Origin of the sequence: Sanguibacter sp. HDW7 (assembly GCF_011300875.1) — a bacterium.
GTDB lineage: Bacteria > Actinomycetota > Actinomycetes > Actinomycetales > Cellulomonadaceae > Flavimobilis.
Window position 1 is genome coordinate 388,396 of sequence record NZ_CP049862.1, and the last position, 23,287, is coordinate 411,682.

The 23,287-nt window shown below is 72.7% G+C and carries 18 protein-coding genes; 10 read left to right on the forward strand and 8 right to left on the reverse strand.

Annotation, left to right across the window (positions count from 1 at the left end; genetic code table 11):
• Positions 1 to 17: 17 nt before the first annotated feature.
• From G7063_RS01820 to G7063_RS01830, 3 genes are all read right to left on the reverse strand, one after another.
• On the reverse strand, positions 18 to 2,153 hold the full coding sequence (locus G7063_RS01820) for an alpha-galactosidase (protein WP_166412821.1): 2,136 nt from the start codon (positions 2,151 to 2,153) through the stop codon (positions 18 to 20).
• 182 nt (positions 2,154 to 2,335) lie between these two features.
• On the reverse strand, positions 2,336 to 2,920 hold the full coding sequence (locus G7063_RS01825) for a hypothetical protein (protein ID WP_166412822.1): 585 nt from the start codon (positions 2,918 to 2,920) through the stop codon (positions 2,336 to 2,338).
• Between the two features lie 69 nt (positions 2,921 to 2,989).
• Positions 2,990 to 3,772, reverse strand: a complete 783-nt coding sequence (locus G7063_RS01830) for a TetR/AcrR family transcriptional regulator (protein WP_166412823.1) — start codon at positions 3,770 to 3,772, stop codon at positions 2,990 to 2,992.
• A gap of 112 nt (positions 3,773 to 3,884) precedes the next feature.
• On the opposite strand from G7063_RS01830, the gene G7063_RS01835 reads away from it, so the two are divergent.
• Positions 3,885 to 4,847: an ABC transporter ATP-binding protein gene (locus tag G7063_RS01835; protein ID WP_166412824.1), complete on the forward strand. Its 963-nt coding sequence runs from the start codon at positions 3,885 to 3,887 to the stop codon at positions 4,845 to 4,847.
• Positions 4,844 to 5,608 (forward strand): ABC transporter permease, encoded by a 765-nt coding sequence (locus G7063_RS01840; protein ID WP_166412825.1) that lies wholly within the window; start codon positions 4,844 to 4,846, stop codon positions 5,606 to 5,608. The genes G7063_RS01835 and G7063_RS01840 overlap by 4 nt, the downstream gene beginning before the upstream one ends.
• 58 nt (positions 5,609 to 5,666) lie before the next feature.
• Here the strand turns inward: G7063_RS01840 and G7063_RS01845 are convergent, their stop codons facing one another.
• A complete protein-coding gene (locus G7063_RS01845) occupies positions 5,667 to 6,704 on the reverse strand; it encodes a LacI family DNA-binding transcriptional regulator (protein ID WP_240916154.1) in 1,038 nt (345 codons plus the stop codon).
• Positions 6,705 to 6,991: 287 nt separating this feature from the next.
• Between G7063_RS01845 and G7063_RS01850 the strand changes: the two genes are divergently transcribed.
• The 5 genes from G7063_RS01850 (at position 6,992) to G7063_RS01870 (ending at position 15,213) form a co-directional block, all read left to right on the forward strand.
• Positions 6,992 to 7,912, forward strand: coding sequence for a carbohydrate ABC transporter permease (locus G7063_RS01850; protein ID WP_166412826.1), 921 nt, complete (start codon positions 6,992 to 6,994; stop codon positions 7,910 to 7,912).
• A gap of 2 nt (positions 7,913 to 7,914) precedes the next feature.
• A complete protein-coding gene (locus G7063_RS01855; protein ID WP_166412827.1) occupies positions 7,915 to 8,832 on the forward strand; it encodes a carbohydrate ABC transporter permease in 918 nt (305 codons plus the stop codon).
• A 68-nt stretch (positions 8,833 to 8,900) separates the two neighbouring features.
• Positions 8,901 to 10,229 carry an ABC transporter substrate-binding protein gene (locus tag G7063_RS01860; protein WP_206188189.1) on the forward strand — a complete coding sequence of 443 codons (1,329 nt, stop codon included), beginning with the start codon at positions 8,901 to 8,903 and terminating at the stop codon, positions 10,227 to 10,229.
• Positions 10,230 to 10,342: 113 nt separating this feature from the next.
• Positions 10,343 to 12,466: a beta-galactosidase gene (locus G7063_RS01865; protein WP_166412829.1), complete on the forward strand. Its 2,124-nt coding sequence runs from the start codon at positions 10,343 to 10,345 to the stop codon at positions 12,464 to 12,466.
• Positions 12,467 to 12,645: 179 nt separating this feature from the next.
• Entirely contained in the window at positions 12,646 to 15,213 is a 2,568-nt protein-coding gene (locus tag G7063_RS01870; RefSeq protein WP_240916155.1) for an ATP-dependent Clp protease ATP-binding subunit, read from the forward strand.
• Between the two features lie 79 nt (positions 15,214 to 15,292).
• On the opposite strand, the gene G7063_RS01875 is transcribed toward G7063_RS01870, so the two are convergent.
• A complete protein-coding gene (locus G7063_RS01875; RefSeq protein ID WP_166412830.1) occupies positions 15,293 to 16,126 on the reverse strand; it encodes an alpha/beta fold hydrolase in 834 nt (277 codons plus the stop codon).
• A gap of 120 nt (positions 16,127 to 16,246) precedes the next feature.
• On the opposite strand from G7063_RS01875, the gene G7063_RS01880 reads away from it, so the two are divergent.
• From G7063_RS01880 to galK, 3 genes are read left to right on the forward strand one after another with little or no spacing between them, the layout of a single operon-like run.
• A complete protein-coding gene (locus G7063_RS01880) occupies positions 16,247 to 17,035 on the forward strand; it encodes a DeoR/GlpR family DNA-binding transcription regulator (RefSeq protein ID WP_166412831.1) in 789 nt (262 codons plus the stop codon).
• Complete coding sequence (gene galT / locus G7063_RS01885; protein ID WP_166412832.1) at positions 17,032 to 18,237, forward strand: galactose-1-phosphate uridylyltransferase; 1,206 nt, start codon at positions 17,032 to 17,034, stop codon at positions 18,235 to 18,237. The genes G7063_RS01880 and galT overlap by 4 nt, the downstream gene beginning before the upstream one ends.
• Positions 18,234 to 19,445, forward strand: a complete 1,212-nt coding sequence (gene galK, locus G7063_RS01890; protein ID WP_166412833.1) for a galactokinase — start codon at positions 18,234 to 18,236, stop codon at positions 19,443 to 19,445. The genes galT and galK overlap by 4 nt, the downstream gene beginning before the upstream one ends.
• 244 nt (positions 19,446 to 19,689) lie before the next feature.
• On the opposite strand, the gene nhaA is transcribed toward galK, so the two are convergent.
• From nhaA to G7063_RS01905, 3 genes are all read right to left on the reverse strand, one after another.
• Positions 19,690 to 20,988: a Na+/H+ antiporter NhaA gene (gene nhaA / locus G7063_RS01895; protein ID WP_166412834.1), complete on the reverse strand. Its 1,299-nt coding sequence runs from the start codon at positions 20,986 to 20,988 to the stop codon at positions 19,690 to 19,692.
• 130 nt (positions 20,989 to 21,118) lie between these two features.
• Complete coding sequence (locus tag G7063_RS01900) at positions 21,119 to 22,009, reverse strand: NAD(P)-dependent oxidoreductase (RefSeq protein WP_166412835.1); 891 nt, start codon at positions 22,007 to 22,009, stop codon at positions 21,119 to 21,121.
• The gene (locus G7063_RS01905) at positions 22,006 to 22,989 is read right to left on the reverse strand and encodes a DUF4862 family protein (protein WP_166412836.1); all 984 of its coding nucleotides are present in this window, start codon (positions 22,987 to 22,989) and stop codon (positions 22,006 to 22,008) included. Before G7063_RS01905 ends, G7063_RS01900 begins: the two co-directional genes overlap by 4 nt.
• Positions 22,990 to 23,287: the final 298 nt, after the last annotated feature.

Genomic DNA, 23,287 nt, shown 5'->3' on the forward strand with positions numbered 1-23,287 from the left:
CGAGGAGGGTCACCCGCTCACCCCTCCAGGTCGACCGCCCGCACCGAGAGCAGGACCGACCGGTCGGGGTGGAGCGAGGGCGCCTCGAGCCCGCGCTCGGCGAGCATGCGGCCCGTGAGCGTGACGCCGGCCTCGAGCCACGGCGGCCGCTGGCTGTCGGGGAGCGGAGCCGTGACGGCGAACTCCTCGACCCGGTAGAGACGGTCGGGGTCGAGCCCGGGGAGCCGCATCTTCGCAGGCGGCCATGTCGTGGGGCGGTCGAGCATGACGTACTGGAACACGGCCGCGGAGCCGTCCTGTGCGACGACACCTTCGAGGCGCACCTCGGGCTGAGTGTCGGCGTGGACGGTGACGCCGGAGTGCAGCAGCGGCCGCAGCTCCTTGTGCGTGTCGACCCAGCGTCGTGTCTGCGCGAGCTCGATGTCGCTGAGGAGCGTGAGGTCGAGCTCGATGCCGAGGTGTCCCCAGAGTGCGGTCGCGCCGCGCATCTCGAGCGGTGCGACGCGATGGGTCGTGTGTGACTCCTCGGAGCCGATGTGCATGCCCTGGAGCTCCGGCGGGAGCAGGAGCGTCGTCCAGCGCTGCATGTCGACGCGGTCGTGCGGGTCGTTGCAGTCGGAGTCCCACACGCGGTCGGTGCGCTCGAGCACTCCGAGGTCGACGCGGCCGCCGCCCGACGAGCACGACTCGATCTCGAGCCCGGGGTGGGCTGCGCGCAGCTCGTCCATCATCCGGTAGGCCTGAAGCGTCTGGCGCCGCACGCCCGGTGCGCCTGTCGGGCTGTGGCCCGCGTCCGTGAGGACCCGGTTGTGGTCCCACTTGATGTAGTCGATGCCGAGACGCTCGACGAGCGCACTGATTCGGTCCCGCACAAGCGTGTACGCCCCCTCGTGACCGAGGTCGAGGACGTGCTGGTAGCGCGACGGGAGGCCCGGGCCGTGGCCGGCGTCGAAGATCCACTCGGGGTGCTCGCGGGCGAGGTCCGAGTCGAGGTTGACCATCTCGGGCTCGAACCACAGCCCGAGCTCCATACCGAGCTCGTGGACCCGCTCCGCAAGAGGCTCGAGGCCCGACGGCAGCCTGTCGAGGTCGACGATCCAGTCGCCGAGGGACGTCGAGTCGTCCTTGCGGCCGACGAACCAGCCGTCGTCGACGACGAAACGCTCCGCGCCGAGGTTGGCCGCGCTCTGCGCGAACGCGAGGAGCTTGTCGAGGTCGAGCGAGAAGTACACGGCCTCCCACGTGTTGACGAGCACGGGCCGCGGAGAGGAAGGGTGGCTCTCGCGGGCACGCAGGAACGCGTGGAAGCGGCCCGAGAGCTCGTCGAGCCCGGCGCCCCACGAGCCGTACAGCCACGGCGAGACGAGCTCGCCGCCACGTTCGACGACGACCTCGGACGGCAGCACGAGCTCCCCGCCGCGCAGGAGCCGCGATCCCGCCGGAGCGCGCTCGGCAGCGAGCACCTGGTTGCCGCTCCAGCCGAGGTGGACGCCCCAGACGTCGCCCGTGCGCCACCCAAAACCATCCTCGCCGGCCAGCATGACGAGGGGGGCGTCGAGGCCGGACTTGCCGCCGCGCGACTCGCGCTCCCACCGTCCCAGCGGGAACGGGTGGCGCTGCGGCTGACGCTCGAACGCCCACCTCCCCGTGAGGTCGAGGAGCTCCGTCGCGCGGTCCGGCACGGGCAGCGCGAGCTCGAGGCGGTCGACGCGGTACGCGTCGCCGTGGTTGCGCAGCGTCGCCCGTGTCCGCAGGAGCCCCGACGGTTCGAGGCGGAGCTCGAGGGACAGGCCGAGCTCGCTCGCCGTGTCCTCGGCATCGACGACGAGGACCGCAGCCTTGGTCTCCGCGTCGTCGGTGAGAGCGTGCTCGGTGACGAGGAAGAGCGGCGCCCACGCCCGGCCGTCACGCGAGCCGGCGAGTCCCGGCGCGCCGAGCCAGCCGTCGGCGACCTGCGGCAGGAGCGGCAGCGGCTGCGGGTACGTCACGGCGGAGTCGCCGATCTTCGGTCGCGTCGCGAGCTCGAGGTCCGCGAGGTGCTCGGCTGGGATCGAGCCGAGGTCTCGACCCCAGTGGAGGATCCGGGGCAGGCGGCCCTCGGTGAGCGAGACGACGACGGACGTCCCGCCGCGGCGGAGGTGGACGGTGGTCATCGGTGTCCCTTCGGATCGCTCATGGCGATGGCTGCGCACAGGTGCGTTGAGGAAGGCCTATCACGGTGGCCTGGGGCGATGCGATCGCCGCGGCGTGTGCTTGAGGGAGAGTCCGGAAGAAGCGCACGACCCGCCCCACCCTCAGGGGTGGGACGGGTCGTTCGGAGCTGTGGGCTACCGGGTCACTCGCCGCCGAGGACGAGCCACGCGGCGGGGCCGCCGACGGCAGCCGCCGTGTAGGCCTCGACGCGCTCGCGGGCCTCGGCGCGCGTCTTGACGGACGAGCAGCCGTCGCCGAGGTTGACGTTCGACGTCCAGACGACCTCGGGGGTGTCGAGCGTGCCGCAGGCGTCGCCGAAGTCCTCGAAGACCACGGCGACGTACTTGCCGGTGGTGCGGCCGACCTCGGTCGCGAGGGTGACCGCGGCGTCGTAGGCGCCGTCGGGGGCCTCGGTGGTCGGGACGATGATCGTCTCGGTGGTGAGGCGCGCGACGTCGGTCACGACGGCCGCGGGGAGGTCCTGGCGCGCGTTGACGCGGACCTTGGTGCCGTCGGGCAGGGCGTAGGCGTAGTCGCCCTCTGTGGCCTGGAGGCTTGTGGCCTGGGCATCGGTGAGGGTTGCGCCGACCGCGGGCGTCTGGGTTGCGCCGTCACCGACCTCGGCGTCGGCTGCGCACGCGGAGAGCGCGAGCGCAGCGGCGCCTGCGAGGAAGGTAGCAGCGAGTCGGATGCGGGTGGGACGGGTGGTCGAGTTGGTGTTTCGCACGTACTTCATCATCCCAGACGACCGGCGGGTACATCCCATGAATATGTGTGCTGTGGACAACTTCCGGGGCTACGAGCGCCCGAGGATCCTCTCGACGACCCGTGCGACGGCCTGAGGTCCCGCATGCGGTGACCCGGTCGCTGCTCCGAGGAGGTTCGCGGTGAGGTAGACCGACGTCACGGCGAGCGCGGTGTCGCGGTCGTGCTCGGTCGGCTCGGCCGTGTCGTCGTCGGTCCGGTATGCGGCGAGCTGCGCGGCGACGCGCTCGAGCGCGCCAGTGAGGACGTCGGCGAGCTCGGTGCGGGACTCGGGGTGTCGCAGGGCGAAGGCCGCGAACTCGAGGGGCAGGAGGAGCTGGGGGTCCTGCTGGGCAGCCTCGCACCACCGGGTGACGGCGTCGGGCCCCTCGGGGACGACGTCGAGGCGCGCGCCCTCGGAGGGCTCGTCGAACCAGCGTCGTGCGAGCGCGACGAAGAGGCCGTTCTTCGAGCCGAACTGCGAGTAGAGCGCGCCCTTGGTATAGCCGGCGGCCTCGGCGATGTCGCCGACGGAGGCGCCCTCGTAGCCGCGCTCCGCGACGAGCCGGGCGGCGGCGTCGAGGAGCTGCTCGCGCGTGACGGCGGCGCGGGCGCGGCGGTTCTCGGAGGCGGCCGTCTCGCGGGCGAAGGCCTGCGTCGCCTCGTTGAGACCCTGCGCCGTCTCGCGCAGGGCGACGCCGATGGCCTGCTTGGCCTGGGGCGCGACGGCGGCGACCTCCTCCTTGAGGAGGCGCGTGAGTGCCGCGGTCGCATCCTTGAGCGCGCGGGTCGCTGCGCCGAGGTCGTCGTTCCGGGGGTTCTCGTTCTCGCTCATGCACCGATCCTAGGCCGGATATACCGATCGGTACAACACTCTTGACTACCGACGGGTATCTCACTACGTTCCTTTCACATACCGAACGGTACGGCTTCACGAAAGGGCAGACATGACCACCCCCGTCCTCACCGTCCGCGGGCTCCGCAAGACCTACCGCGGCCGCCGCGGCGTCACCGCCAACGACGGCATCGACCTCGACGTCGCCGCCGGCCGCGTCGTCGGCCTCCTTGGCCACAACGGCGCCGGCAAGACCACGCTCGTCAACCAGGTCCTCGGCCTCGCCCGGCCCGACGACGGCTCCGTCGTGCTCGGCGACGGCCCCGGTGCCGTCGACGCGGTCGCGCACCCCGCCCTCGCCCGTGCCAGCGCCGCCGCACAGCCCCAGGCCGCCGTCCCCATCGCCGGGCTCACGCCGCGCACCGCCATCCAGATCGTCGGCCGCCTCCGCGGCGGACGCACCGCCGACGTCGCCGCCGCGACCGACCGCGTCATCGACGCCCTCGACCTCGGCGAGTGGGCCGACACCAAGGCCGAGAAACTCTCCGGCGGCGTCGCCCGCCTCACCGCGTTCGCCATGACCGTCGTCACCCCCGCGCCGCTCGTCATCCTCGACGAGCCCACCAACGACGTCGACCCCGTCCGCAGGCGCCTCCTGTGGGCCGAGATCCGCCGCCTCGCCGACAGTGGCGCCGGCGTCCTCCTCGTCACCCACAACGTCCGCGAGGCCGAGCGCGTCGTCGACGACCTCGTCGTCCTCGACCACGGACGCGTCGTGGCCGCCGGCACCCCCTCCGCGCTCACGTCGCACCTGCGCGGCACCCTCACGCTCGAGGCGGACCTCGCCCGCGAGGACCTCACGCCCCACCCCGCCCTCGCCGGTGTCGTCCGCACACCCGGACGCCTCGCCGCGACCCTCGCCGCGGACGACGCGACCGCCGTCGTCGACTGGGCCCACGCCGCGACCGTCGCGGGGACCCTCGAGCGCTACGCGCTCACGCCCGCCTCGCTCGAGGACGTCTACGTCGCCCTCGTCGGCGACGCCACCGCCACCACCGAGGAGGCCGCCGCATGAGCGCGCTCACCGCCCCTGCCGGACCCCGCGATCACCTGCGGACCGTCGCCCTGCTCGTCCGCTGGCAGCTCGGCCGTCAGTCGATGTACCTGCCGCTGCTCGTCGTCGTCCAGGTGCTCATGGCCGTCGCGACCGTCGTCGGCTACGGCCTGCTCGTCGGAAACCCCGAGCCCGCCGCCGCTCTCTACCTCGCGACCGGCGCCCCGACGATCACGCTCATCGTCGTCGGGCTCGTCATGACGCCCCAGTCCGTCGCGACCTCCCGCACCGAGGGCTCGCACGACTGGATGCGGTCGCTGCCCGTGCCGCGCACGCTGTTCCTCGTCGCCGACCTCGCCCTGTGGACCGTGCTCGCGCTGCCCGGCGTCGTGCTCGGCGTCGTCGCCGGCGCGGTCCGCTTCGACGTGACGCTCGACCTCGCCTGGTGGCTGCCGCTCGCCGTCATCGTCGTCTCGATGACGTCCGCAGCCGTCGGCTACGCGATCGCGCTCACGACGCCGCCCGCCATCGCGATGCTCCTCTCGCAGGTGCTCGTGTTCTTCGTCCTGCTGTTCTCGCCGATCTCCTTCCCGCGCGACCGCATGCCGGGGTGGCTCACGGGCGTCCACGACTGGCTGCCGATCGAACCCATGGCGCAGGCAGTGCGTGCAGGGCTCGCGAGCTCGACGTTCGACGTGCCCACGCGCAGCGTCGTGCTGCTCGTCGCATGGTGCGCGCTGTCGCTCGTCGGGGCGGGGCTCGCTCTCCGACGTCGGGTCTAGGCACCGACGCGCGGGTCGGACGCCGACGCGCGGGTCGGCGCGGCCGACCCGCGCGGTGTCAGGCGAGGACCGGTGCGGGCCCCGTGCTGCTGCGGACCACGAGGTGCGTCGGCACGAGGTCCGTGCCGCCCGTCGACGTCCCGGCCCGGACCTGCGCGAGCGCGGCCGCGACGCAGCGACGTCCGACCTCGCCGAAGTCCTGGTGGATGGTCGTGAGGGGAGGCTGGAGCTGGCTCGCGAGATCGATGTCGTCGAAACCGACGACCGAGACGTCCTCGGGCACGCGGCGTCCGGCCTCGGCGAACGCGCGGAGCAGGCCCGCGGCCATCTCGTCGTTCGCGGCGAACACCGCGGTGCAGGTCGGGTCCTGGGCGAGCGTGCGGCCTGCGGCGTAGCCGGACGCGGCGGACCAGTCGCCGCGGACGAGCGTCGGCACGGGTCTGCCTGCGGACTCGAGGGCGGCGCGCCACTCGGTCGCGCGGCTCGTGGCGGCGTACGACCCCTCGGGGCCGGCGAGGTGGTGGACGGTCGCGTGGCCGAGGTCGAGGAGGTGCTCGACGGCGGCGTGCGCGCCCGCGACCTGGTCGGTGTCGACGACGGTGTAGCCGTCGCCGGCGTCGGAGTCGACGATGACGACGTGGACGTCGGCCGGCAGGTGGATCGCGGCGTCGTCGAGCAGGTGCGCGGACAGCAGGAGGACGACGGCGTCGACCGCGAGCTCGCCGAGGCGCCTCACGGCGGACAGGACGTCCTCGCGCGAGCGTGAACGTACGGGGACGAGGGTGATCGCGTAGTCCTCGGCCGACGCCCAGTCGGTGATCGCCTCGACCGTGCGGACGTTGCCGGTCGTCGAGAGGGTGAACAGGACGATGCCGATCGCGTGGAACTCGCCCGAGCGCAGGGCGCGGGCGGCCGCGTTGGGCCGGTAGCCGAGCTCTGCCATGGCGGCGAGGACGCGGTCGCGGGTCTCGGGCAGGACGGAGGGGTGGCCGTTGGCGACGCGTGAGACGGTCTGCGTCGAGACGCCCGCGAGGCGTGCGACGTCGCCCATGGGGACACGTCGGGCGCGGCGCTCGGTGCCGGGGCTCTCGCTCACGGTGGCCTCCAGTCGCTGGGTGGCGCGGGCGTTCCCGCGCACGGGGATCAGGGTAGCGGATGTTGACGAAAACATCCGCATGATGTCGGGGCTGAGCGAACTGCCCTCCGGCGGTCACGATCGCGTAACGAGGGGGTTCGAGAGTTGACCCCTCGGGCGACGGGTGTCACGATCGACCCACCGATGTTTACGTCAACATCAGATCTGCAATGACAGATGTTGACGTCAACATCCGGAGCTCACGAGTTCCCGGGCGCCGCTGCCCGGACCGACAGCAAGGACTCAGGATGTCGACGACGACAGCACCACCCCGGACGCGCGCCGCTCGGCCCGCGCGACCCCGCACCAGCAGGCGCTGGGTCGGCTGGGGCTTCATGGCGCCCTTCATGGCCGTCTTCACGCTCGTCTTCCTCGCGCCCATCGGCTACGCCGTCTACCTCTCCGTCTTCCGCACCCAGCTCGTCGGCGGCACGAGCTTCGTCGGGCTCGACAACTACGTCCGCGCCTTTCAGGACCCCCGCCTGTGGGAGGCCGCAGGGCGCGTCGCGCTCTTCCTCGCGGTGCAGGTGCCGATCATGCTCGGCATCGCCCTCCTCGTCGCCCTCGCGATCGACTCCGGGCGCCTCTACGGCCGCGACATGTTCCGCATCTCGATCTTCATGCCCTACGCCGTCCCCGCCGTCGTCGCAGCCCTCATGTGGGGCTTCATGTACGGCACCCGCTTCGGCCTCGTCGGCAACATCAACGAGCTCACCGGCTGGACGCTCCCCGACCCCCTCGGGGCCGAGTGGATGCTCGCCGCGATCGGCAACATCGTCACCTGGGAGTTCGTCGGCTACAACATGCTGATCTTCTTCTCCGCGCTCCGCACGGTCCCCGCCTCGCTCTACGAGGCGGCCGAGATCGACGGCGCCGGCCCCTGGCGCGTCATCACCGCGATCAAGCTCCCCGCGATCCGCGGCGCCCTCGTCATCGCGACGATCTTCTCGATCATCGGCTCGTTCCAGCTCTTCAACGAGCCGAGCATCCTCCAGTCGCTCGCACCCAACGTCATCACGACGTACTACACGCCCAACCTCTACGCCTACTCGCTGTCGTTCTCCGGCCAGCAGTACAACTACTCCGCGACGGTCGCCATCATCATGGGCCTGCTCACCATGGCGGTCGCCTACGCGGTCCAGCTGCGCGGCATGCGCAAGGAGTCCTGACCATGACGACGACGACCGCACCCGCCCGCCCGCGCCCCCGCCTGCGGACCAGCGTCACCCGGCCCGCACGGAGCGCGCGGCCCCGCCGCTCGCTGACGCTCACGCTGCTCACGAGCCTCGTGCTCCTCTACTCGCTCGTGCCCCTGTTCTGGCTCCTCATCAACGCGACGAAGAGCCAGACCGGCCTCCTGTCGTCCTTCGGGCTCTGGTTCGCCGACGACTTCGCGCTGTGGGACAACATCCGCACGACGCTCACGTACGACGGCGGCGTCTTCGTCCGCTGGTTCGCCAACACGGTGCTCTACGTCGTCGTCGGCGCCGGCGGCGCGACCTTCCTCGCGATCCTCGGCGGCTACGCGCTCGCCAAGTTCAGCTTCCCCGGCAAGCGTGGCGTCTTCGCCGTCGTCATCGGAGCGGTCGCGGTCCCCGGCACCGCGCTCGCCGTCCCGACGTTCCTCATGTTCTCGTCCATGGGCCTGACGAACACGCCCTGGGCAGTCATCATCCCGTCGCTCATCAGCCCGTTCGGCCTCTACCTCATGTGGACCTTCGCCGCCGAGGCGATCCCCACCGAGCTCATGGAAGCCGCGCGCGTCGACGGGGCGAGCGAGGCGCGCACGCTCTTCCAGGTGTGCATGCCGCTGCTCGCGCCCGGCATCGTCACGGTCCTGCTCTTCACCATGGTCGCGACCTGGAACAACTACTTCCTGCCGCTCATCATGCTCAAGGACCCCGACTGGTACCCGCTCACCCTCGGGCTCAACGCATGGAACGCCCAGGCGGCCACCGCCGGCGGCGAAGCCATCTTCCACCTCGTCATCACCGGCTCGGTGCTGACCATCCTCCCCCTGATCGCCGCGTTCCTGCTCCTGCAGCGCTACTGGCAGTCAGGTCTGGCAGCGGGATCCGTCAAGGAGTGACCCGCCGCCCGAGCACGACCCATCACCACCACCTCCACCACCTCCACCACGATGAAGTGAGGACCCTCATGACCGCACGTACCCCTCGTCGCCTCCTCGCGACGATCGCCGCGACGAGCGCGCTCGCGCTCGGCCTCGCGGCCTGCTCGAGCGGGACCGACGCCCCGCCCGCAGCGACGGGCGACCCGACGAGCGCCGTCGCGGCGGGCGGCTCGCTCACCGTCTGGGCCTGGGAGCCGACCCTCGCGAAGGTCGTCGAGGAGTTCACGGCCAAGAACCCCAACGTGAAGATCGACCTCGTCAACGCCGGCACGGGCAACGACCAGTACACGGCGCTCCAGAACGCGATCGCCGCAGGCTCGGGCGTCCCCGACATCGCCCAGGTCGAGTACTACGCCATCCCGCAGTTCGCGCTCGGCAAGTCGCTCGCCGACGTCTCCGGCCTCGGCGCCTCGAAGCTCGACGGCACGTTCACCCCCGGCCCGTGGAGCACCGTCAAGCAGGGCGACGGCATCTACGCCCTCCCCATGGACTCGGGCCCCATGGCGCTCTTCTACAACACCGAGGTGTTCGAGAAGCACGACATCGCCGTCCCGACGACGTGGACGGAGTACCTCGAGGCAGCTCGTGCGCTCAAGAAGGCCGACCCCAAGATCCGCATCGCCAACGACACCGGTGACGCAGGCTTCACGACCTCGATGATCTGGCAGGCCGGCGGCAAGCCGTTCCAGGTCGACGGCACGAACGTCACGCTCGACCTCGCCGACGCCGGCACGAAGAAGTTCACGGGCGTGTGGCAGCAGCTCATCTCCGAGGACCTCCTCGCTCCCGTCTCGAGCTGGTCCGACGAGTGGTACCAGGGCCTCGGCGACGGCAGCATCGCGACCCTGACGATCGGCGCCTGGATGCCGGCCAACCTCGAGTCCGGGGTCCCGGGCGGCAAGGGCAAGTGGCGCGTCGCGCCGATGCCGCAGTGGGAGGCGGGCGCGAAGGCGAGCGCCGAGAACGGCGGCTCCTCGCTCGCGGTCATGGAGGCCAGCAAGGACAAGGCCCTCGCGTACGCGTTCCTCGAGTACGCGCTCGCCGGCGACGGCGTCCAGACCCGCGTCGACCAGGGCAACTTCCCTGCCACCGTCGCGCACCTCGAGTCGGCCGACTTCCGTGGCTACGAGTCCGAGTACTTCGGCGGCCAGAAGATCAACGAGGTCCTCGCGGACTCCGCGGCGAACGTCGTCCAGGGATGGTCGTACCTGCCGTTCCAGGTGTACGCGAACTCGATCTTCAACGACACCGTCGGCAAGGCCTACATCTCCGGCACGACGCTCGACGACGGCCTCGCGGCGTGGTCCGAGCAGCTTGTCGCCTACGGCAACGACCAGGGCTTCAGCATGAAGTGACGGCCCCGAGCCCCCAGCCGTGCGCGGCCGACGACCGTCGGCCGCGCACGGCGCGCACCCTGATCGACCCGCCGCGCCCCGCGGCACGCAGACCCAGAGAGGCGTCGTCACCGATGTCGTCCACCATCACCGTCCCCGAGGCCCGTGCGCACGCGGCCGCTCCCGGCGCCGCACCGCACCGCTGGCTGCTGCCAACCCCGGCTCACCCGACGCCCCACATCTCCTTCGGAGCCGACTACAACCCCGACCAGTGGCCGAGCGAGGTCTGGGCCGAGGACGTCGAGCTCATGCGTGAGGCCGGCGTGACGATCGTGTCGCTCGCGATCTTCTCGTGGGCACGGATCCAGACGGGCCCGGACACGTGGGACCTCGCGTGGCTCGACGAGGTCATGGACCTGCTCCACGCGGGCGGCATCCAGGTCGACCTCGCGACCGCGACGGCCTCCCCGCCGCCGTGGCTCACGACGCTTCACCCCGAGATCCTGCCCGTGACGCGCACGGGGGAGACCCTGTGGCCGGGCGCCCGCCAGCACTGGCGCCCCACGTCGCCGGTCTTCCGCGAGCACGCGCTCCGGCTCGTCGAGGTCATCGCCGAGCGCTACAAGGACCACCCCGCGCTCGTCGCGTGGCACGTGTCCAACGAGCTCGGCTGCCACAACGCCTACGACTTCTCCGACGATGCCGCGGCGTCGTTCCGGACCTGGCTCGCCGACCGCTACGGCGACGTCGACGCGCTCAACGCCGCCTGGGGGACCGCCTTCTGGTCGCAGCGGTACACGAGCCTCGACGAGGTCCTGCCGCCGCGCCTCGCCGCGTCCTACCCCAACCCGACGCAGCAGCTCGACTTCAAGCGCTTCTCGTCCGACGCGCTCCAGGGATACCTGCGGGCCGAGCGCGAGATCCTCGCGCGGATCACGCCGGGCATCCCCGTGACGACGAACTTCATGGTCATGGGCGAGACCTCGGCGCAGGACTACCCCGCCTGGGCGTCCGACGTCGACTTCGTCTCCAACGACCACTACGTCCACCCCGGCCCGCAGGCGCACGCCGAGCTGAGCTTCTCCGCGTCCTTCACGGGCAAGATCGCGGGCCGGCGCCCGTGGTACCTCATGGAGCACTCGACGAGCGCCGTCAACTGGCAGCCCGTCAACGTCGCCAAGCGTGCGGGCGAGATGGTCCGGGACTCCCTCACGCACGTCGCCCACGGCGCCGACGCCGTCTGCTACTTCCAGTGGCGGCAGTCCGTCGCGGGCGCCGAGAAGTACCACTCGGGCATGGTGCCGCACGCGGGACGCGACTCCCGGCTCTTCCGCGAGGTCGTGCGGCTCGGGCGCACGCTCGAGGCGCTCGCGCCCGTCGCGGGCAGCACGCAGCTGCCGGCGCGCGTCGCGATCCTCCAGGACCACGACTCGTGGTGGACGAGCGAGCTCGACTCCCACCCGACGCAGCTCCTGCGCTACCGGCAGGAGGCGCTCGACTGGTTCGCCGCGCTGCGTGACCTCGGGGTCCGCGCCGACGTCGTGCCCGCCGGGACCGACCTCGACCCCTACGACGTCGTCGTCGCACCCGTCCTCCACGTCGTGCCGGACGCCCTGCGCACCCGGCTCGAGGCGGTCGTCGCGCGCGGCGGTCACCTCGTCGCGACCTACTTCTCGGGCATCGTCGACGCCGACGACCACGTGCTCGCGGGCGGCTACCCGGGCGCCCTGCGGGACCTGCTCGGCGTGCGCGTCGAGGAGTTCTCGCCCCTGCTCGACGGCAGCGTGGTGACGCTCTCCGACGGCGGCACGGGCACGCTGTGGTCCGAGCCGGTCGACGTCGTCGGCCCGGACGTCGACGTTCTCGTCACCTACACGTCGGGCGACGTCGCGGGAGGGCCCGCGGTCACGCGGCGCACCCACGCGGGGGGCGGCTCTGCGACGTACGTCTCGACGCGGCTCGGCCAGGCGGGCGTCGTCAGCCTGCTCGGGCGGCTGCTGCCGCTCCTCGACGTGACGAGCGAGCTCCCTGCGTCCCTGCGTGGCCGTGTCGAGCTCGTGGTCCGTGCGCACGACGACGTCGAGCTGTGGTTCCTCGTCAACCTCACCGACGACGACGTCGCGCTCGACGCCGACGGTTCGCCGCTGGTCGAGGGGGAGCACCTGCTCGACGGCTCGAGCGACCCGACGACCGGAGCCCGACCGACGCACCTCGCGCCGCGCGCGGTGACGGTCCTGCGCCGCCCCCGCCGAAGCTGAGGCTCCGCGCGAGGTCGCTGCCGGGGACCCGGCAGCGACCTCGCGTCCGAGGGGACGCACGCACGTCACGCCTGTGGCGAACACGGGCATCCGGGGGCCGCCCGGCTGGTTAGAGTCGAAGCGGTCAGACCTGCGCGCCGAACCCGGCGCGGGTGTACGCCGCTCGTGAGGAGCAGCTGATGTTCGAGAGATTTACCGACCGGGCCCGCCGGGTGGTCGTCCTCGCCCAGGAAGAGGCGCGGATGCTCAACCACAACTACATCGGGACCGAGCACATCCTGCTCGGGCTCATCCACGAGGGTGAGGGTGTCGCCGCGAAGGCGCTCGAGTCCCTCAACATCTCGCTCGATGCGGTGCGCTCCCAGGTCACCGAGATCATCGGCGAGGGCCAGCAGGCGCCGAGCGGGCACATCCCGTTCACCCCCCGCGCCAAGAAGGTCCTCGAGCTCTCGCTGCGCGAGGCCCTCCAGCTCGGCCACAACTACATCGGCACCGAGCACATCCTGCTCGGCCTCATCCGCGAGGGCGAGGGCGTCGCCGCCCAGGTCCTCACGAAGCTCGGCGCGGACCTCAACCGCGTGCGCCAGCAGGTCATCCAGCTGCTCTCGGGCTACCAGGGCAAGGAGCCCGTCGCGTCCGGCGCCCCCGCCGAGGCCACCCCTGCCGGCTCGGCCGTGCTCGACCAGTTCGGCCGCAACCTCACGCAGGCGGCCCGCGAGGGCAAGCTCGACCCCGTCATCGGCCGCTCGAAGGAGATCGAGCGCGTCATGCAGGTCCTGTCGCGCCGCACCAAGAACAACCCCGTCCTCATCGGCGAGCCCGGCGTCGGCAAGACCGCCGTCGTCGAGGGCCTCTCGCAGGACATCGTCCGTGGCGACGTCCCCGAGACGCTCAAGGACAAGCAGCTCTACACGCTCGACCTCGGCGCGCTCGTCGCCGGCTCGCGCTACCGCGGCGACTTCGAGGAGCGCCTCAAGAAGGTCCTCAAGGAGATCCGCACGCGCGGCGACATCATTCTCTTCATCGACGAGATCCACACGCTCGTCGGCGCGGGTGCCGCCGAGGGTGCGATCGACGCGGCCTCGATCCTCAAGCCGATGCTCGCCCGCGGCGAGCTCCAGACGATCGGCGCGACGACCCTCGACGAGTACCGCAAGCACATCGAGAAGGACGCCGCGCTCGAGCGCCGCTTCCAGCCGATCCAGGTCGCCGAGCCGACGCTCGAGCACGCGATCGAGATCCTCAAGGGCCTGCGCGACCGCTACGAGGCGCACCACCGCGTGTCCATCACGGACGGCGCGCTGGTCGCCGCCGCGACCCTCGCGGACCGCTACGTCAACGACCGCTTCCTCCCGGACAAGGCCATCGACCTCGTCGACGAGGCCGGCGCGCGCCTGCGCATCCGTCGCATGACGGCGCCGCCGGAGCTGCGTGAGCTGGACGAGGAGATCGCCCAGGCGCGTCGCGACAAGGAGTCCGCGATCGACGAGCAGGACTTCGAGAAGGCCGCCGCCCTGCGCGACACCGAGAAGCAGCTCCAGGGACGCCGCGTCGAGCGCGAGAAGCAGTGGAAGTCGGGCGACCTCGACACCGTTGCTGAGGTGGACGAGGACCTCATCGCCGAGGTGCTCGCGCAGTCCACCGGCATCCCGGTGTTCAAGCTCACCGAGACCGAGTCCGCGCGCCTCCTCAACATGGAGGACGAGCTCCACAAGCGCGTCGTCGGCCAGAACACCGCCATCAAGGCGATCTCGCAGGCCATCCGCCGCACGCGTGCCGGCCTCAAGGACCCCAAGCGTCCCGGCGGGTCGTTCATCTTCGCCGGGCCCACGGGCGTCGGCAAGACCGAGCTCGCCAAGGCGCTCGCCGAGTTCCTCTTCGGCGACGAGGACGCGCTCATCCAGCTCGACATGTCGGAGTTCAGCGAGAAGCACACCGTCTCGCGCCTCTTCGGTTCGCCCCCCGGGTACGTCGGCTACGACGAGGGCGGCCAGCTCACCGAGAAGGTCCGTCGCCGTCCGTTCTCCGTCGTCCTCTTCGACGAGGTCGAGAAGGCGCACGCCGACATCTTCAACTCGCTGCTGCAGATCCTCGAGGACGGTCGCCTCACCGACTCCCAGGGTCGCGTGGTCGACTTCAAGAACACGATCATCATCATGACGACCAACCTCGGCACGCGGGACATCGCGAAGGGCGTCCTCACGGGCTTCTCCGCGACCGGTGCGCTCTCGACCGACTACGAGCGCATGAAGAGCAAGGTCAACGACGAGCTCAAGCAGCACTTCCGTCCCGAGTTCCTCAACCGCGTCGACGACATCGTCGTGTTCCCGCAGCTCTCGCAGGAGGAGATCGTCAGGATCGTCGACCTCATGGTCGCCCGTCTCGACAAGCGCCTGCGTGCCAAGGACATGTCGATCGAGCTCACCGACGCGGCCAAGGCGCTCCTCGCGGAGCGCGGCTACGACCCGGTGCTCGGTGCGCGTCCGCTGCGCCGCGCGATCCAGCGCGACATCGAGGACGTCCTGTCCGAGAAGATCCTCTTCGGCGACGTGCACGCGGGTCAGACGATCCTCGTCGACGCCGCGGGCGAGGGGCCGCTCGGGGAGTTCACGTTCACGGGCACGGACCGCGGTTCGCTCCCGGCGGTCGACGCCGTGGTGACGATCGAGCCGCTCACGTCGCGCGCGACGACGCTCCCGTCGTCGACGGGCGGCGGCGATGGCGGCCTGCGGCAGGCCGGCGCCTGACGCCACCGCACAGCAACGGCTGAGGCCTCCCACCCCGCGGGGTGGGAGGCCTCAGCCGTTCGTGCGTGCGGGTGCGTCGTCAGCGCGCGTCGGCCACCGCGAGGGCCTCGTCGAGGATCGCGAGGAACTGCGCTCGACGATCGCGGCGCACGCAGTGGCCTGCGCCCTCGACGACGAGGACCTCGCCGCGGCCGGCGATCGTCTCCTCGGCGCGCTCGGCGAGCTCGGCAGGCACGACCGAGCCGTGCTCGGGGGTGCCGAGCACGACGGTCGTCGTGAACTCGCCCGTGGGGGCGAGGTGGGCGAGCTCGGCGACGCGGTCGCCCTCGTCCCAGCCCTGGGCGAGGTCGATGACGCGCGGGTCGACCTGGAGCTTCGACTCGGCCCAGGGTGCGACCTCGTCGGCGGGCCAGCCGGGGTTCTCCGTGAGCGCCTGGCGGACGAGCTGTGCGTAGGAGCTCGACCGCAGCGTGCGGACCCAGGCGGCGAGCTCGCCGTGCGTGCCGGCCTCGATGGCCCACGCGGGGTCCTCGAGGACGAGGCCGCGCAGGAGGGCGGGGGCGCGGACGGCGAGGTCCTGCGCGACGAGCCCGCCGAGGGAGTGCCCGACGACGAGCGTGGGGCGCTGCGCGACCTGGCGGACGACGACGGCGAGGTCGTCGGCCGCGGCCTTGATCGTGAAGAGGGCGTCGGGCAGGGGGGACTCGCCGTGGCCGCGGAGGTCCGTGACGATCGTCAGGCGGTCGGTGGCGAGGTGCTCGACGACTCCGGGCCAGCAGGCGGCCGAGTCGGCGAGGCCGTGGAGGAGGACGACGGGGGTGAGGGGGGACGTCGGGGGTCCGTAGGCGGCCCAGGTCACGTGCCCGAGGTGCCCCGAGCCGGCCTCGACGACGCCGTAGTTGAGTGCTGCCACCTGTGCCTCTGCATGTCTTGGGACCCGTCCTCGGGCCCAGGCCAGCCTATCGGCTCGCGGGTGCGGGGAGGCCCGCGCGGGGGTGTTGTTTGATGTTCGCTTCTGTGAGATTCTGAGTGCATGCTTGCGCACCAGAGGCAGGAGCACCTGCTGAGCCGCGTCACGGCCGACGGAGCCGTCCGGGTCGCCGACGTCGCCGCCGAGCTCGACGTCTCCGAGATGACCGTCCGGCGCGACATCGCTGCGCTCGCCGAGACCGGTCTTCTGCGCCGCGTCCACGGCGGGGCCGTCCTCGCCCGCCCGACGGCCCTCGAGCCCACCTTCACCGCGAAGACCGAGCTCGCCCGCGAGGCCAAGACCGCGATCGCCCGCGCCGCCGCCGACATCGTCGGCCCCGGCGCCTCCGTCGCACTCTCCGCCGGCACGACGACCCACCTCTGCGCCCTCGAGCTCGTCGCCCGTCACCGCACCGACCTCACCGTCGTCACGAACTCCGCCCCCGTCGCCGAGGCCTTCGGCAGCGCCCCCGGCGAGCGCCCCGAGGTCGTCCTCACGGGAGGCAGCCTCACCCCCTCCCGCGCGCTCGTCGGCCCGCTCGCCGTCGCCGCCCTCGCGACGCTCCGCGTCGACGTCCTCCTCCTCGGCGTCCACGGCCTCGACGCCGACGCAGGCCTCACGACCCCCAACCTCCTCGAGGCCGAGACCAACCGCGCGCTCCTGAGGTCCGCCGGCCGCGTCGTCGTCGTCACCGACTCCTCCTCCTGGGGGACCGTCGGCCTCGGACGCTTCGGCGGCCTCGACGACATCGACGTCCTCGTCACCGACGAGTCCCTCCCCGCAGCAGCCCGCGCCGCCGTCCACGACGCGGGCGTCCACCTCACGCTCGTCCCCACGACCCAGGAGTCATGATGACCGACGTCCGGCTCACCGCCACCCATCTCGCGGACGGCCGCGAGCTCTTCTACTACGACGACTCCGAGCCGTACGTCTCGGGCGCTGCGACCCGGCGCCTCGACGACCCGCGCCCCCTGCCGCCCCAGTTCGCCGACGGCGCCCAGGGCCCGCAGATGCGTCGCGACCCGCTCACGGGGGACTGGATCCCCATGGCCACGCACCGCATGAACCGCACGTTCCTGCCGCCGGCCGACGCCAACCCGCTCGCGCCCGCCCGCCCCGGCGCCGCCTACTCCGACGGTGAGATCCCCGACACCGACTACGACGTCGTCGTCTTCGAGAACCGCTTCCCGTCGCTCGCGCGCGTCGACGGCACGCCCGGCCCGGGCGAGCTCGAGGGCGAGCCCCTGTGGGAGGTGCGTCCCGCCGACGGCCGCTGCGAGGTCATCTGCTTCTCGCCCGACTCGACCCGCTCGCTGCGCGAGGTCGGCCCGCGCCGCATGCGCACGATCATCGAGGCCTGGGCGCAGCGCACCGAGGCCCTCTCGCAGATCGACGGCATCCAGCAGGTCTTCGCGTTCGAGAACCGCGGCGAGGAGATCGGGGTGACGCTCCACCACCCGCACGGACAGATCTACGCCTACCCGTACCTCACGCCGAAGACCACGGTGATGCTCGAGCGCGCCCGCGAGCACCGCGCCGCGACGGGCGGCAACCTTCTCGCCGACGTCATGAACGCCGAGATCCGCTCGGGCCGCCGCGTCATCGCGCAGTCCGAGCACTGGGTCGCCTACGTGCCCGCGGCCGGCCGCTGGCCCGTCGAGATCCACGTCGCGCCGCTCGACACGAGCCGCGCCATCCCCGACCTCGCCGCGCTCACGGACGCCGAGAAGGACGACCTCGCAGGCTTCTACCTCGAGATCCTCGCGCGCTGCGACATGTTCTTCCCCGACGACGACGGCACCCCGACGCGCCTGCCGTACATCGCCGGCTGGCACCAGGCTCCCGTCGGCGACGGTCGCGAGGACCTGCGCCTGCACCTCGAGCTCTTCTCGATCCGTCGCGCGCCCGGCAAGCTCAAGTACCTCGCCGGCTCCGAGTCCGGCATGGCCGCGTGGATCTCCGACACGACCCCCGAGAAGGTCGCCGACCGCCTCCGCGAGGTCGCGACCGGCTACGTCCCCGCAGGCCTCGAGAACCCGGGGGACCACCGATGAGCGTCGAGCGCCTCGGCTCCTGGACCCGCGAGGATGGCGACGCCCGCGCGGTCGCCGTCCTCACCGACAGGCTCGGCGTCGCCGCGGACGTCGTCCGTTCCGCGCCCGGCCGCGTCAACGTCATCGGCGAGCACGTCGACTACACGGGCGGGCTCTGCCTGCCGACCGCGCTCCCGCACCGTACGCACGTCGCGCTGCGACGCCGGGACGACGACGTCGTCCGCCTCGTCTCCGCGCAGACCGACGAGACCTGGACGGCGGAGCTCGGTGACCTCGCGCCCGGCGCTCTCAGCGGCTGGGGCGTCTACGTCGCCGGCGTCGCCTGGGCGCTGCGCCAGGCCGGTTTCACGGTCGGCGGCTTCGACGCCGCGGTCGACTCGTGCGTGCCCTTCGGGGCGGGCCTGTCGAGCTCGGCCGCGCTCGAGGCCGCGACGGCCGTCGCGCTCGTCGACGCGTTCGACCTCGACCTCGGCTCCGGACCGGGCGTCCGGAACCTCGACGACGCGGCGCGCGCGATCCTCGCGACCGCGTGCGTGCGCGCCGAGAACGAGATCGCCGGCGCCAACACGGGCGGGCTCGACCAGGCGTCGTCGCTGCGCTGCGTCGAGGGCGCCGCGATCCTCCTCGACTGCCGCGACGGCGCCGTCCGCCCTGTGCCGTTCGACCCGCTCGCCGTCGGCCTCGACCTGCTCGTCATCGACACGCGCGCGCCGCACTCCCACGTCGACGGTGAGTACTCCGCGCGTCGGGTGGCGACCGAGACGGCCGCCGAGCTCCTCGGCGTGCCCGACCTGCGCGCCGTCCCGTTCGACGAGCTGGACGCCGCGCTCGCCCGCATCGGCGACCGCGTCATCCGGCGCCGGGCGCGTCACTGCGTCACCGAGATCGAGCGGGTCCGTGAGGCCGTCGCCGTGCTCGACGGGGGTGACGTCGCGGGGCTCGGGCCGCTCATGACGGCGTCGCACGTGTCGCTGCGTGACGACTTCGAGGTCACCGTGCCCGAGCTCGACACAGCCGTCGACGCCGCACTCGCCGCGGGCGCGCTCGGCGCGCGCATGACCGGTGGCGGCTTCGGCGGCTCGGCGATCGCGCTCGTCCGCGCGGACGAGGCCGACGCGGTCGCGCAGGCGATCGCCGACGCGTTCGCGCTCCGAGGCTTCGCCGCCCCGGCGTTCCTCACGGCGCCGCCGAGCGCCCCGGCAGGCTGAGCGCCAACCAGGAGTCTGCGAGAGCGCGCATCCGCGCCGAGACCGCGTCGTCAGACGCGCGACCTCGGCGCAGATGCGCGCTCTCGCTGTGAGGCGGGCCGGCCGTCGTACCGCGCGGGCCGTCGTGCCGCGTCGGCCGTCAGGTCGGGCCCCGGGGGTGCCCGTCTACCCGCAAGTTTGTGCGCTACCCGCAGGTTCAGACTTGCGGGTAGCGCACAGACTTGCGGGTGCGCGGGTGCGCGGGTCAGGCCGCGGGGGTGGACGGGGTGGCCGGGGAGGGGCGGCGGGCGTGGGCGCGGCTGCGGAACCACAGCAGCAGGCCGCCGATCACGGCCGCCGTGAGCGAGCCGAGGAGCACCGCGGCCTTCGCCGCGTCCGTCGACGCCGAGCCCGCAGGGAACGAGAGCTCGGCGATGAGCAGGGCGACCGTGAAGCCGATGCCGCCGACGCACGCCACGGCAATGACGTCGGCCCAGCGCAGCGACTCGTCCAGCCGCGCACGGGTGAGCGTGACGAGCAGCCACGTCGCGGCGACGATGCCGAGTGGCTTGCCGACGACGAGCCCGAGGAACACTCCCTGCGCGGCGGGCGTCGACGCCGCCGACGCGATGGCCGCGGGGTCGACGGCGACCCCCGCCGCGAACAGTGCGAACACCGGCACGGCGAAGCCCGCTGAGACGGGACGCCACCGGTGCTCGTACCGCTCGGCAAGGGAGACGTCCTCGACCGGGGCGTCGTCGGCGCGCGGCCGTCGTTGGCCTGTCCCGTCCCCGGTGCGCGCGACCGCGGGGACGGTGAGTCCGAGCAGGACGCCCGCGATGGTCGCGTGGACGCCCGAGGCGTGCATGAGCGCCCAGGCCGCGACGCCCAGAGGGACGAGCAGCCACCACGGGGCGCCACCCCGTCGTCGGACGAGGACGCCGAACACGACGACCGCCGCGAGCGCCGCACCGAGCTTCGGCAGCGAGAGATCGCCGGCGTAGAAGATCGCGATGACGACGATGCCGAGCAGGTCGTCGACCACCGCGAGGGTGAGGAGGAAGACGCGCAGCGCGGCGGGCAGGCCGCGGCCGCACACCGTGAGGACGGCGACGGCGAACGCGATGTCGGTCGCGGCCGGGATCGCCCAGCCGTGCGCCTCGCCGCCCGGCTGGAGGTTCGTGAGGGCGTAGACGAGCGCGGGCACGGCCATGCCGCCGACGGCGGCGAGGATGGGGACGATCGCGGTCGCGGGGCGGCGGAGCTGGCCCGTGACGATCTCCCGCTTGAGCTCGAGACCGACGACGAGGAAGAAGATCGCGAGCAGCCCGTCGGTCGCCCACCCGGCGAGCGTGAGGTCGAGGTGGAGCGCGGCGGGCCCGACGCGGACACCGGACAGCGCGGCATAGCTCTCGCGCCAGGGGGAGTTCGCCCACACGAGAGCGACGACCGCCCCGGCGAGGAGCAGGACCGCACCGGTGCTCTCGTCGCGGAGGGTGTCGGCAAGGTTGCGTCGGCTGCCCGGGACGGGCTCGTCGAGCACGACGGGGCGGTGGTCGGTCATGCGTCCTCGTTCGGTGGTGGGGTGTGCGTCGGAACGCTAGCGCGGTGACGGGGCTCGACGGGAGGGGCGGGACGGTGTATCGCGCGCACGGGCGCGCGGCATCCAACTCGACCCTTCCGTGTGACCAGGATCACACCGTGCGTGGCAGCTCGGCGAGATAGCGCTGGACGACCGAGGTGTCGGCGTCGCCCAGCCCGGCGTCGGTGAGGGCGGTGAACGTCGCGCGCAGGACGTCGAGCTGGGGCGTGGACGTGCCCGTGCGCTCGGCCTCGGCCGCCGCGAACCCGAGATCCTTCACCATGAAACGCGCCGCGCCCGAGGGGGAGTGGTCGTGCGTCGCGAAGCGGTGCGCCTTGACGTCGAGCACGCGGCTGCCCGCGTATCCGGCCCCGAGCAGGTCGAGGAGCCGACCGACGTCGAGGCCCGACCGCTCCGCGAGGACCGAGGCCTCGCCGAGGGCCTGGACCGTCGCGGCGACGATCATCTGGTTGCACGCCTTGGCGACCTGGCCGGCGCCGAGCGGCCCGAGATGCTCCGCGCGACCGCACGCCGCGAGGACGTCGAGGGCGGTCCGGGCGTCGTCGGTCGACCCGCCGACCATGATCGACAGCGTCCCGGCGACGGCTCCCTCCTCGCCTCCCGAGACGGGAGCGTCCACGACGCGGACGGCATCGTCGGTGCTCGCGCGCAGGCGCGCGTCGAGGTTGCGTATGCCGTCGGGGGAGACGGTCGAGCACACGACGACGAGCAGCCGCCCCGTGACGCCGGCGAGCACGCCGTCCTCGCCGTCGAGGAGCGCCTCGAGGTCGGGGAGGTCCGGCAGCACGACGACGAGGACGTCGACCGCGGCGGCCAGCTCGCGCGGGGACCCGTGCCAGGTGGCGCCCGCCGCGACGAGCTCGGTGGCGGACGCGGGCCGACGTGCCCAGACGTGGAGGGCGCCGCGAGCGGCGAGCAGGTGGTGCGCCATCGGCGCGCCCATGACGCCGAGGCCGAGGACCCCGACGACCGGTGCGGTCATGCCCGCTCCGCCGCGACGGTGTCGAGGGAGGCGCGCACGAGGGCGAGGCTTGCGCGGGCGACCGCGAGCCGGCCGGCGACGTCCGTCCCGGGCGCAGCGGTGACCTTGGCGCCCACGTGCTCGAGGCCGTCCCCGGCGGCGCGCAGCGTCGCGAGGACCTGGTCGCCGTCGAGCAGGCTCGCGGCGCTCGCGGCCAGCGCGGGGTCCGAGCCGCGCGGGGCGATGTGGGAGTCGTCCCAGGGCTCTCCCCACGGGCTCGCCACGTCGGTGGCGCCCGAGAAGATGAGGCCGCGCAGGACGCCGGCCGCGGCGGCCGCCGCCGCGTGGCGGGCGGGGGCGGCGGCGTCGCGCGCCTCGATCGCCGAGCGGCCCCAGTTGAGGGTGATGCCGATGCCGGCCTCGGCGGCGAGGGCGATCTCGTCGTCGATCGACCAGAAGCCCTTCGCGGGGGCCTGGCCGGCGACGAGCGCGTCGCTGTGCTCGAGGGTGAGCGTCGCGCCCGCGAGGTCGAGGTCGGCGAGGGTCGCGAGCGAGGCGCGCATCGCGTCGAGCGAGCCGGTCGTGCCGCGTGCGGAGGCCTGGGCCGGCGCGGGGGCGGTGTGGATCTCGACACCGCGGACGCGGCGCCGGCCCGAGAGGTCGGCGAGGCGGCGCGCGAACTCCGCGACCTCGGCGAGGTCGGCGAGGGCTGCGGCGCGGCCCTCGGGGTCGGAGGAGGAGAGCCCGTAGCGGCCGTCGACGGCGAGCCGCTGCATGGTCCGGGGGATGCAGGTGACGACGAGGTCGATGGCGGGCGGAAGGGTCGCGGCGACGTGCGCGGGGTCGCACGCGGGGTCGCCCGGGGCGGCGAGAGGGTGCTCGACGGCATCGATGCCCAGGCTGTCGAGCGCCGTGACGAAGGTCACGGCGTCGTCGGGGTCCGCGGGCGTGAGCGCGTAGGCGCCGAGCGTGAGGGCGGGGCGTGCGGGCTGCATGGACATCGTCGTCTCCTTCTGTCCGTCGGCTTCGACGGGGGTGTGCGGTGGTGTCTCGTTCCGGTCACGACTTGGCGCGTGCCCGGGTTCTGTGTTGACGGACTGCGGACCGTCTGACTTACTTGGTTCCGTCACCCGGAACTCAGTTCCATATAGACAACAGTGTGGCACCGGCAGGGACGCCGGCGCACCAGAACATCGACGTTCGTCCCACACGAGACGACGACGGCCCACCCCGTCCACGGGCAGGCCTCGTCACCCGCACCCCGCGCCCGCCCCGGCGGGCCCAGCAAGGAGACACCCC